This window comes from Haloferax sulfurifontis (assembly GCF_014635105.1).
GTDB lineage: Archaea > Halobacteriota > Halobacteria > Halobacteriales > Haloferacaceae > Haloferax > Haloferax denitrificans.
In genome coordinates this window covers 1-11405 of sequence record NZ_BMCI01000013.1, presented here as the reverse complement: position 1 = coordinate 11405, position 11405 = coordinate 1, and the positions used below count along the sequence as shown (strand labels likewise).

The following is an 11405-nucleotide window of genomic DNA, read 5'->3' as shown; positions in this document are numbered from 1 at the left end:
CTCTCCGCTTCAACTCCTTTGATTTAGCGCCCCATCCCGACGCCGTCTAGTGATTCAACACAGCCACTTGATCAGAATGCCCGTGGGGGTTCCCCATATTTCCTTCATAAGCGGCGTCAGAACGAGTTACCTTGTATGGAAGAAGGGGATTGTCCATATGTTGAACAGCGGGAAGCTGCACAGGATGCGGACGTTCTTATTGGACACCCTACACACGCGCTGTCTCAAGACCTAGTTGCCGGCCGTGTACTAATTTTCGACGAAAGCCCAGGAGATGCTTATCAGACTGTATTTCCAGCAACGGCCCGAACCCGAGCAGTTAACCAATTCCTTCAAGGGTACGACAAACTGGATATCAATAGGATTGATCAAGTGGAGGCTTTGGCGCTCTTGAACGAGGTTGGCGGTGTCGAATCCGAGGAACTTGTTGAGGAATTGAGCTCCATCGACGCAGCCACTCGTCAGACCGAAGTACTCAAGAGTAATGGTCACGCCGAGGCGCCCTCAATTACCCTCGCCACCTTCCTTTTAAAGAAACAACAATCTACAGATTTGACGGGCAACCAAACGAATGACACCTACGCCGCCTCACTTAGACAAAACTTAGATCTCGATTATGTTCAACTGGCAGATGGAATGTCAGTAGTCGATGATCTGAACAGCGGAGAACTTCATATAAGGCGGCCTCCGGACCTATCTGATGCCAGCGCAATCGTTGGATTGGACGGTACCCCACAGGTCGCGGTTTGGAAGGGTAAACTGGGGCTAGACGAGATGGACCACAGACAACTCCTCTGTGACTCCTGTCGTAGAACCTATCTCGCCGAGTACGTTGGGTACGATTTAGTGCAAACAACGACTGCCTCGAATCCTTACAGCAGTGGTAACCACGTCAACCGAGCACAATGTTATGGGTTACTCGAAGCAGTACATGATGAATACAACCATCCAGTCCCGATTATCACAAGTCAGAAAGCAGAGGAGAGACTGTTTGAGTCCACACCGAACGAAGCCTATCTTGGAGAACCGCCAATCACTGAGTTTGTCACCGATATAAAACACTACGGTGACCTCAAGAGCAGTAACGAATTTGAAGGAAAGCCTGTCGGCGTAGTTCTCGGTTCGCCACACCCAGGTGATGCCCCAATCCAGATTGCTGCAGCATTTGAAGGCTATCCCGCTCTACGTGAGGGGAAAGGCATCGATCTTGATTATGGAATTAAGGATTCGCCATTCCTCCAACATTTCAGGGAAGACAAGGTAGCTCAGGCAATTTTCCGCTTTGGACGTTCATCGCCAGCTACCGTATATGTGCACACTGCTGCCATCCCTGACTGGCTACAAGAACTTGCTCAACAACCCAATGACGGTGAAACAGTCGTGCGTACAAGAAAGGATGGAGAGCGAGCCGTCATCAAATCACTACGCAATGAGGGAGGTGGAGAAGTCAAAGAAATCGCTGCCAGAGCGTCTCTCGACTATACTCAGAGGCACGTCCGTGAGATGCTTGCTCGGCTCTTTGAAGCTGGGCTGGTTGACCGGACCGATTCCCAACCCTATGAGTGGACTCCTGCCAATCTGGTTTCAGCGTCGATTGTTGCAGATGTGTCTTTACCTGGGAAAGATTAAAATACCCCCGTTCGCAGTAGCATCCAATCAAATGTGAAATTTGTTCGCAAGAGTAACGTCCGGCGGCACAGCAATACAGCAGTACAGGTTGTTCCGAAGTCTAATTCGAAGTATTACGTATAGACTCTATACGTGAGAGTTCAAATTGCTTTGACATCAGTAAGTTAAGACTATTGACATCTGGTTACTGTGCTGTGCCGCCGGACGGCGCGTGCGTGCGCCTCAGCGCAGTGGAGCGCACGCGTCGCGAAATGCGACGCGAGCGCCCGCACCCAGACAATGTCATCACAACAAAGCCCAACTACAGTTGGCCACGCACAGAAACGATCAGCCACCCCCAGTCGAGACCCACTATTTACACCTGGAGAAGTCGAAGCTACAATCCATCGTGCCTCGAATAGCGATCGGGTCGTTCCCCTTCTCGAAGGGAACTGGGAAGACTCCTCCCGAGCATATAAGTCGCCGGAAGAGGCAGCCCGCGCACTCATCTTCGACCTTGCTTGGTGGTGTGATTACCGCTACAGCCAAGTCAGAGAGATGGCTTGGCAAGCCGGTCTTGGACAGTTCTACAATGGCGAAGAGATCGACGACATCGTCGACGTTGCACACTCCGTCCAAGACGGAGACAGTTACGCATATCCGGTCTAATTGGGCAACGTCAAATTGAGACATAATTCCAATTAACCGTTGAGAACAGTGCGTAGTCCATCTTATAGGTCGTCCGAACGCCTCAATGAAGTATTCATGTTTGGTGTTTTGCGGAATCTGTCAGTCGAGAAGGGCCAAGAAGTCATGTAGAACGGCGGCCTTCGTGTTGACCTCGTCCATCTGTGAAGAAGAGCCGAGAACGGCTATAGACTGTTCGACAGACTCACTAACAGCGTCCCTATTCATCCTGTGCTGTCACGAAATTACTTCCACTATATCACACCCTGTGAACGGATACAGTGGCTCTGTAAACTCGACTCTCAAAGAACGTCGCCATGTATCAAGGACCAGAAACGGTGAGTGATGACTAACAGCGTCAAGAAGTAGTGTGCCATCAGGCTGTAGACAATTCCACTCACGACGAATGCGAGTCTCGAACCAGCGGGGCCACCTATACGCGACACCACGATTCCGAAGACCAAACAAATGATTAGAACAACACCTGCCAGAATGGCGTAGAGAGTGAACTCTTTCGTCTTTCTCACAGTCCGCTGTTCGTAGGGGTGGCTACCGTCCTCATCATACCTCATGAGCAGAATAATAGTGTTGATTGAGAATCCCGTCAGGACACTCAACACAGAAGCAGAGGCAGTGATGAATCCCGACCAGAGCACGACGTAGTTGGCCAGAGCGAATCCGACAATTGCGGGGAAGGCAGCGAATATTACAGCCAGTACGGCATAATCAAATGGATTCTTCAGACCAGTCTCTTGGCCGAGAGACGAATAGTGGTCGCTGATAATACTTCCAATGTTGCCGAATATCATTTTTTGACGTTGGCTGTCCCGGTAACTGGTTCTACAATCTGCTGATCCAAAATGTCATTGGCCAAGTCGTTTGCTTCACTTCGGAGAGAACGTGCGGTGATGAGGCCGGAGTCAGTGCGCAGTTCCTCACTATCGAGGTCCTTCCGCATAGCCACTTCCTCATTCAACAGCGAGAACGTCTCGCTCCTACCACCATCTTTCTGAATAGTCACGGTGAAGTCTTCCACGTCGTTGCCGACAATCGTCCCAAAGTGCGTATCTCGGTCTTTGAGACTCGCCGCCTTACGTTTCAACTTCTCAAAACTCCCCCCATGTTCTGGACGTAGGACGATGGACCGAGTCCCAACTTCCTCGGTGCTTAATCCCTTCACCAGTTCCATCCGGCTTTCATCATCTCCTGGAATCTTCCGGACGTTGATGTCCAACTTGGCAATCCTGTCTGCCTCTATGACTTTTTTAAGTACCTCTTCTGTAGAGACAGGTTCCATCTTCATCGTATAGTCGGTCACTCCCGAGAGACACGTTTGTTCGATATGTTTCTTCAATTTCCCCTTCACACCAATCCGGTTGACTTGGTGAAGGATGATTAAGGCAGTTTTCCCATTATTGTACGGCTTGCCTTCGTGTGTATGTGGGAGATAGATGAGAAAGTACAGCGGCATTTGCTCGGCTTCATCTTCCCCTTTCAGGTGGGTCATGTCACCTGATTCAACATCTCGGATTTCGGCCTCGTATCCGTGGTAACCAGTAGAGACGATTCCTTCGATGATGTTCCCATCCCGATGGTATTCTTCGATAACGAAGGTCTTGTCATTGGTCGAAGGTTCAAGATTGGTGTCCTGTTTCGAGAACAGAGTTTCCATCAAATCGAGGATGTGATTTTCATCGAACGCCGTATCGTGTGCCTGCAATTGAGTGAGGTTATATCCGTTGTCGGGGTTGCGATGTTCATATATCTCGAGTGAATAAGGCACGAGCTTCTCTGAAGGCATTGCCCAAAATATCAAATCGTGCTAACATAAAAGTAAACACCTGTCTCCGCCCTATCCATGTCGGCTGGTAGGCGAATCTCGGAGGTATTGTCCTGTTTTTACACCTACCAATCCTATTCCCCATTGTCCGTGAACGTCTTTCGTCGGTCAGAGAGACGACGGCTGTGAGGGTGACCCTTCAGCCCCTGACTGTCCTCAAAGCATTTGACTTCCTTAGTCGGAACCTCCAGATTACCTCACTAATAATTCCACTAAAAAAGATCTTACTCACTCCCGACAAAGTCCTCAAAACTCTCGGGGACACCGTCTGTACCTGTGTGTTCTTCGGCGTAATCGAATTTTTCAACCTCTAACTCGCCTAGGAACACCGGTCCGTTCTCGGTCACTGTAACCAGGTGGTCTGCTTCATTGATGATTATCCGCCCACCACCGTTGCGGAGATCGAAGACGTAGTCAGCAAGGTCCTGTATCTCCGTATTTGTGATGTACTTGCGTCCATCGGCAGTATCTTTGAACGGTCGACCCTGACTGTCAACGCTAATGGACCTGCCTCTGCGTGGCCCTTCGTACGTATCACCACGCGCTAGGTCTTCGACGTCCGGAATTTGGATTGGCTGATAGGCTGTGACTTCTGGTTTCTTGTCGGGGCTTGGCTCCGACAGTTCCCCCTTAATTACATGTCCTTCTTCGGTGTCCCATGTGTAGTATTCGTGATTCCCTCCAATAGCTGACTCCCAGTCGACATCTCTGAAGATGTTCTCATCGACTGTATCGCGAGCGTAAAGAACATAGAGTGTCGACGGTGCCTTTGGATCATGGCCTGTCCGGAGAATCCGACCGAGCGTCTGGATCCGTTCGCGGACGTTCCCGGAAGACACTCTAATAATGCCTACATCTGCCGAAGGGACGTCAACCCCTTCTTTCAGCGCTTGTACGCTCAGCATGACGTTGGCAAAGCCGTCGTCTCGGAACCAGTCGATGCCCCAGTCGTTCCACTCTGGGTTTTGATGACCAGAGTGATACATAACAGGAGCATACTGGCCTCTAACAAAGAAATCCTCGAGATCTCCGTTGACCTGAGCTCTTTCCTCCTCGTACTGTTCGTAGAGCTCGACTTTCGCGGGGTCTTTTGACCCATACTTGCCAGTCTGTGTTTTTGCCATACGCGAATCGTGGGACGCGACCATCTCCTCAAGTTGCTTGATACGCTCTTGGAACACGATGGCCTTGTTCTCTTTTTTAATCGTCCGTTTCAGCAGTTCTAACGTGATTGCCTGCCGCGGCAAGGCCTCCGCAACAAGCTCCCGGCGTCGCTTAGTGTACTCGAAGAAGTCGGCAATGGCTGGCGTCGGCCGGTCACTATTTTGTCTGATCGTCTGGAGTTTTTGTGGGTAAGTCCCATTGAGTTCCGGAAGTCGGTGCCCGTAGCGGGCTTCGATGTCTTGGACAGCCGATGAGACCTTTTTCGAGAACTGTTCGTAGGTATGACGTGATGCCGGGCTGAGGTCGAACCCAACGTATCTGATAGTGAACTCAGAAATCAGGCCTCGCTCTACGCCCTCTTCATAACTCAAGTCGTAGAATAATGGCCCCAGATTCTGAATGAGTCGTTTATCATCCTCGGTCAACTCTTCGTCTGTGGGGTCAACCGTGGACAGTGGAGTCGCTGAGAGTCCCAAACTCGACGAGTTGGGATAGTTGAGGACTTTCGAGTGTACATCACCAGTGTAGCGGTGACATTCGTCGGCCACCAGCAGGTGGTTCTCAGTGTCAGTTGCCTCGATTGACTGCTTGAGAAAATCGTCTTTGACTGCCGAGTTGACGATAGTCACGAGTATTCGATGGTCAGTGTGGGTGTCTTTGTGACCGTCCCCAACCCAACCGATGTCTGATGGCGGGACGTTCAACTTCGTGACGAACTCCTCCAACCATTGCCGCATGAGGACTTTCGTCGGGACGACAACCGTAACGACACCGTCAGGGTGGCGTTGAAGCCATTCTCTAACTGCTCCGAGCGCCATCACGGTTTTCCCAGCCCCAGTAACAACTTGCGCAATACCTCGCTCGGATGGAGTGGAATCGTCGTCGAACCAAGCCTTGATGGCCCCCTGCTGCCAATCGTACAATTCGAATTCGTCGTCGAAATTGTAGGCATCCCTGTCGGAGTTGGCCCAGTTTTGGACGTCTCGGCGGGATATGCCGGGGCTGGAACTGGACTTAATCTCGCGGGCTTCGGGAGCCGAATCTGCTGCGAGAATATCTTTTAGTGTTTCTGCATACAGGCCGGCCAGTTCCCGCCCATTGATATCCGGGAATTTAGACGTAACTTGCTTTCTGAGTTCTTCGCGAGCCTTCTCAGGGTCTTGATATTTGTCGGTTAGATGGATCTGTGGATTGGCAACGTCACTCTCTCGTGAGGTTTCCCGAACGTAGTCTTCGAGAAATTGCTTGTAGAAGTGCTTATGTTTCCCTAACCCGCCGGATTCACGATACATGTAATACTTCATCAGTGCCCGCTTGACCTTGTCGTCCGGTGGTTCAACCGTGGGGCCTTGGTGATGGATCCACCGCTCAAGACGGTGGAAAATATCGACGTCTCGCCAGCGACCCTCGAATGTACTTGCTCGTGGACCCGCGACGTAGCCACCGTCGGTCTTCTTGAGCGCCTTGAGCTGGGTGAGCAACTCTGGATACCCACGGATACCGCTATCGTTGTACTCATACCCGAACTGCTGAGTCAACTGCTCTCGAATCGCTTCAGTAGTGAGTGGCTCGTCCGCATGGGTGACAACGTACTGAGTCCGCCGGAGACCTTCGATACCCTCCGGGAAGTTCGCTGAGAGGACCCAACTCTGTTTAATGCCCCGCCACAACATTGTGGCGTACTCATCTGCGTCTGACGGGTCCAATTGGCGTGCGAACTCCCAGAGGGTTATGACGTCATCGTCCTCGCGAACCACACCAAGGGTCTCGTACGTAGAGAGGATACGACTGAAGTACTGCTTGCTGTATTGCCCACCGTCTGGCTTTTTGAGTTCTTGACGGCAGATCTCGGTGAACTCGTCGATTGACAGTTCAGCGTCGTACTCTTTGGCTAATGCTACCAGTTTCGGGACCAACTCTGGCCCGCGTTCGATGCCGACTATCGGTGGTGGAAAGCGTCGTCCCATTATTAGACTATCCTGTGTGTTGATTGCTGGTTACGCATCGGGGTCCCTGACCGTGTCCCTGAAATACCTCTTGTCCGTCACAACCGGTTTTGGAACCATCCCGTCGTCGAATTGGCTAAGATGTCCGAGATGGACTGGGAGGAGTCCGTTCTCGACAGCCTGACTTTGCGTCCGCTCGAGTCGTCGTTCAACGAGTCGCTTCTCTGCGGAAGTGGCGGACTGTTGCCATGTAGTGAATGCTTCAGCGACACGAGGTTGTTCCCCAGCAGGAACGACACTTCGGTCAATGCCCCCCCAGATGTGACCGTGTTCGTTGATGTATATCCGTCCGCCCATCGGTCGTAGTCGCTTATAAGTCGTGACGATATCGGGATGGTCGAACGCGGATTCAAAATAGTAATCCCGCCAGGTCCACCGCAACACGTCGTCACTGCACACTGCCCACGTTTCGCCGTGTTTGAACGGGAGACCCCTCCAAACTTGAATCTCACCGGGGTCAATTGTGGCTGGGTCGTTAGAGACCACTTCGAAGTCGAACTGACCGTTGAGCTTGCCAACGTAGACTGGGATGTGTCCACGGTTGACTGGCGCTTGGGCACTTTTCGGGAAGTTATCTGCGGGTACCTTAGTCAGTACTTCGCCTGAGGCGGTGAGTTTGAAACTCCCATACCCTCCCTGCTTGCCGAGACGTCGCAACTCATCTTGCAATCCCCTCGGGGCGTCTGTCAACGCTTGGACATCACCCATGTGGCTCCACTGAACGACATCACCGTGTAGCCGTGAGGAGACCAAGCTGTACTTTGACCCTCGGTAGGCCGAAGGCCAAGGACTGCCAGGCTCGACGGTCAGCTGCTTGTTGTCGTTGACCGGAACGACCGTACTTGTCCGATTGAGATTGGAAATAGTGCCCTGCGAGCTCATCGGGAACCACCAGCCCGATGGTCGTCCTCGTCTAACTCACTCTCGTCGTAGGAGCCCATCGCTGCTGCCCACGCTTCGAGCCCAGCTTCCTCCTGCTCGGTTAGAGGGTCGGTCAGCCTCGTCGGTTCGTTGACCAAAATCGGCCGTTCGGACGGCTCGAGATGCCCAACATACACGGGAAGCATGTCGACTTTCCCACGGTCCCGGCGAAGTTGGAGGATTCGTTTCACCTCGCGGGGAAGGTCCCTAAACTGCGACCGGACATCAGGCGGTGATTTTGCTGTCGGAATCTGGGTCAAAACGTCACCGGCGGGCGTGATTTGGAACGACCCGCCCTGCCTACGCAGGCGATTGAGTTCGTCGACGATAGGTTGGGGGAGGCTGTCTGCGAATGAATGGCGAAGTTTGGTATCGCTGTTTTCCCACCAGAACCGCTCACCAGAAAATGAGTATTTAGCACCATCGTAGACGCCAGGCCAGAGGTCGCCCGGTGAGACTCCGTTAGGGCTGACTTCGACGGCTCGGCCTGGTTTGTTCTCTGGGACCAGTTTTCCATCTAAGTCCACCGACCCCACGTACTGGGTTTCGTAGGTGGACTGCGACTGGTTTGGTGTTGTGTCGACTTGTGTGATGACCCGACCTGCTTCTGTGACACGGATTGCTCCTGCAGTCCGCTTGATCTCCAGAAGGTCGTCGATGAGGTCCGACGGCACCGGGTCTAGATAGAGCCTGTCGGTGCCGTTGTAGGCCTGCCACCAGATTTCACCAGACGGGTTGGTACTCAACCCGAACCCTCGGTAGTGGAAGGGCCAGATGTCGCCCACAGCGAGATTGTTGATGGTCTGTTCAGTCGTGGATGAGCCGTTTGACGTCATTAGATTGTTAATTGTTGTAGTCGCCCGCAGTTACTTCGTCGAGGAAGGATGCCCCCTCGTCGGTCAGTTCGTACCCTACGCCTCGCTGGCCGACACGATATCGGTCCAGCAGCCCGAGCTCATACATCCGGCCTGTGAGTCCAGACCGAATAGTTCTCGCGTGGGACGCGGACCACTCGGTGTTGAGATACGCCACACGGTTGGTCAGAGAATCCGGTCTGTCGTCGCCATCGTGAATTGCTTTTACCACGGTCGCCATGGCGTCGTACTCCTCGGTGTAGTGTTCACGCACATGCGCGAGGAAGAAAGCGCGCTCGTCCGCTGATAGGGCTGTTTGTGCCCCCGCACCACCATCCAGCAGCGGGTTCTCGAGCGCCGCGAATTCCCAACCCATCTTTGTGAGTCCGATATCGATACCAGTGCCTGTCTTCTGGATATTGACAAATTGGAGCTGCGGCGCAGCTCCTGTCAGGTTGTCATCTCGTTCAGTTTCTCCCACAAAGTGGGATACAAAGCGTTCTTTTGACCTTGACGGGTCGTCGCCGACTGGCAGGCCGGTCGACAATTTCTCTCCACGGCCACGGCCACTCCGCTTGTCGTATTGCGCAATCTTCATTCCGAGAATGCGAGCGGTCTCAGCTACCGATTCCCCGAAGGAGGAGTGCGGTATCCAACCCGCTTTCTCGTCAGATCCGGCTGGCGCATCCGAGACGCTGTTTCCCAACGCTCTAACCACGATTTTCACTGGGAAAATGCGGTTGTACTGGCCCCACAGTGGACCGTCTTCTAAGCGAGACCTGTCGGGTGCTGGGACTGTTGGAACAGCCTTGTCTGTTTCGAGCAGGGTGAGGTGTACCTCTGTCGCCTCTGCTGGCTGTATCTCGATTTCCTGCCGGCTGTTAACAGCATCGGAAGGTGGTTCCGGTTCGGGGCGTGGTACCGATGCCTCTGTATCAACAGCTGCAAACGCCTCCTCGAGAGTCATGGCTTCTGTATCAGGAGTTTCGTCGTGTTCGAGCTGATTCCTGAGCGCTCGTTCGACGAAGTCTTGTGGACTCTCGTAGTCCCCCCTCTCGACTGCTTGGCGGATCCGGACCACCATGTCCTTCGGAAGGTCGATATTGATGTTCATTACACTCTTCCTCTAACTCCCAAGTTGTTGTAGGCTCATAAATAGTTTTCTCCGGGAGTTTGTAGGAGATTGTGGAAATGTGTGTTTCTAACCTTGAATTATATGTCTCCGATGTGGTTCCTCCTCCTCTCAGCCTTCTCTGCACTCCTCCCCTTGTCGTAGTGCTTGTGCAGCACCTTCCCGCTCATATTCACCCGCTCCCCAGTCACATTCTTCGGCTATCATGCATTCCGAGCGGCAGTCACGTACCCTCGACGTAATGCATGGGGACTCACCGAGCCCGGACACTTAGACGAGGCGTTCCGAGACATGTCATCACAAGTATCCAAATCTCGGTCAAAGGGGGCTCCCCACCGTTGTAGTAGCAGGGCCGACTTGCAGTCTACACGTACCGCTGGATAGTCGTACCACCACCCTTCCACTCTCAGGGACAAGAAGCAGGTCTCTCCCGTGTTCGTCCTCTCCGTCAGGTGAGCCTGTGTAATGTAATCGGAGACAACATCAGCCGTCTCAGGTGTAATAAGGACGTCCAGCTCGCTCCTCTCTTTGTTATTCAGTGGAGTTCCCGCTTTTGCTCGATACCGGAGTTCCAACGCGGGCCTTCCTTCGTCGTAATCTCCGAGACCGAGGGTACTGAGACCACCCATCCGCATCCCGGTTTTCCACAAAATGAGGAGTGTGATGTGGTGCTTGCTCGCGTACTCGCACTTCCCGAGGAAGTCGATGATTTCAGTAGCCTTGTCTCGGGTCAACAGGTCGCCACAAATCTCGTCTTGCTTACTGACCGATAGTATCCGAACCATGTCTCCCATCCCGCGTGGGACCACAGCGATGTGCTCACAGAACTCGATAAACTGCTTTATCGTGATCATGTCCTGTCGAGCGGTGGTGACCCTGGCCTTGGACAGCCGGCACCCCTTGTTCCGATATCTGTGCTTGCTGTCAAGTTCGTTAAGATTCCCACCCGCTGGTCGTCTAACCAGTCACATAACTGGCGTAAGCAGGCTTGGTAGTTCTTGACGGTATTCTCGGTGACCAAAGGGCTCTGGTCTCTAAGAAACCGGTTCTTCGCTTAGCGGGGCGGTGTAGGCTTTAAACACATGTTGTCTCCTAACAACTTGCCTCGAAGTAGCCGACTTGCCTGTGCCGGCTGTGTTGAATCACTAGACGGCGTCGGGATGGGGCGCTAAATCAAAGGAGTTGAAGCGGAG

The 11405-nt window shown here is 52.9% G+C and carries 8 protein-coding genes; 1 reads left to right on the top strand and 7 read right to left on the bottom strand.

Translation table 11 applies throughout. The annotated features are described in order from the left end of the window. Window positions 1-135: 135 nt before the first annotated feature. A complete protein-coding gene (locus IEV64_RS19630; RefSeq protein ID WP_188425067.1) occupies window positions 136-1629 on the top strand; it encodes a hypothetical protein in 1494 nt (497 codons plus the stop codon). Between the two features lie 968 nt (window positions 1630-2597). Here the strand turns inward: IEV64_RS19630 and IEV64_RS19625 are convergent. From IEV64_RS19625 to IEV64_RS19925, 7 genes are all read right to left on the bottom strand, one after another. After that, entirely contained in the window at window positions 2598-3104 is a 507-nt protein-coding gene (locus tag IEV64_RS19625; protein ID WP_188425065.1) for a hypothetical protein, read from the bottom strand. After that, window positions 3101-4096 carry a hypothetical protein gene (locus IEV64_RS19620; protein WP_188425064.1) on the bottom strand — a complete coding sequence of 332 codons (996 nt, stop codon included), beginning with the start codon at window positions 4094-4096 and terminating at the stop codon, window positions 3101-3103. The genes IEV64_RS19625 and IEV64_RS19620 overlap by 4 nt, the downstream gene beginning before the upstream one ends. Before the next feature lie 263 nt (window positions 4097-4359). After that, window positions 4360-7266: a DEAD/DEAH box helicase gene (locus IEV64_RS19615; RefSeq protein WP_188425062.1), complete on the bottom strand. Its 2907-nt coding sequence runs from the start codon at window positions 7264-7266 to the stop codon at window positions 4360-4362. Between the two features lie 30 nt (window positions 7267-7296). Further along, window positions 7297-8187 carry a hypothetical protein gene (locus tag IEV64_RS19610; protein ID WP_188425060.1) on the bottom strand — a complete coding sequence of 297 codons (891 nt, stop codon included), beginning with the start codon at window positions 8185-8187 and terminating at the stop codon, window positions 7297-7299. Next, the gene (locus tag IEV64_RS19605; protein ID WP_229722768.1) at window positions 8184-9062 is read right to left on the bottom strand and encodes a hypothetical protein; all 879 of its coding nucleotides are present in this window, start codon (window positions 9060-9062) and stop codon (window positions 8184-8186) included. Before IEV64_RS19605 ends, IEV64_RS19610 begins: the two co-directional genes overlap by 4 nt. Before the next feature lie 7 nt (window positions 9063-9069). Continuing rightward, entirely contained in the window at window positions 9070-10194 is a 1125-nt protein-coding gene (locus IEV64_RS19600; RefSeq protein ID WP_188425058.1) for a ribbon-helix-helix domain-containing protein, read from the bottom strand. Between the two features lie 221 nt (window positions 10195-10415). Further along, the gene (locus IEV64_RS19925) at window positions 10416-11066 is read right to left on the bottom strand and encodes a site-specific integrase (protein ID WP_229722764.1); all 651 of its coding nucleotides are present in this window, start codon (window positions 11064-11066) and stop codon (window positions 10416-10418) included. Between the last annotated feature and the right edge of the window lie 339 nt (window positions 11067-11405).

What these genes read in the sequence shown, in the direction of transcription:
- IEV64_RS19630 (WP_188425067.1), top strand. Translation starts at nt 136, where the DNA reads ATGGAAGAAGGGGATTGTCCATATGTTGAACAGCGGGAAGCTGCACAG.
- IEV64_RS19625 (WP_188425065.1), bottom strand. Translation starts at nt 3,104, where the DNA reads ATGATATTCGGCAACATTGGAAGTATTATCAGCGACCACTATTCGTCT.
- IEV64_RS19620 (WP_188425064.1), bottom strand. Translation starts at nt 4,096, where the DNA reads ATGCCTTCAGAGAAGCTCGTGCCTTATTCACTCGAGATATATGAACAT.
- IEV64_RS19600 (WP_188425058.1), bottom strand. Translation starts at nt 10,194, where the DNA reads ATGAACATCAATATCGACCTTCCGAAGGACATGGTGGTCCGGATCCGC.
- IEV64_RS19925 (WP_229722764.1), bottom strand. Translation starts at nt 11,066, where the DNA reads ATGATCACGATAAAGCAGTTTATCGAGTTCTGTGAGCACATCGCTGTG.
- IEV64_RS19605 (WP_229722768.1), bottom strand. Translation starts at nt 9,062, where the DNA reads ATGACGTCAAACGGCTCATCCACGACTGAACAGACCATCAACAATCTC.
- IEV64_RS19610 (WP_188425060.1), bottom strand. Translation starts at nt 8,187, where the DNA reads ATGAGCTCGCAGGGCACTATTTCCAATCTCAATCGGACAAGTACGGTC.
- IEV64_RS19615 (WP_188425062.1), bottom strand. Translation starts at nt 7,266, where the DNA reads ATGGGACGACGCTTTCCACCACCGATAGTCGGCATCGAACGCGGGCCA.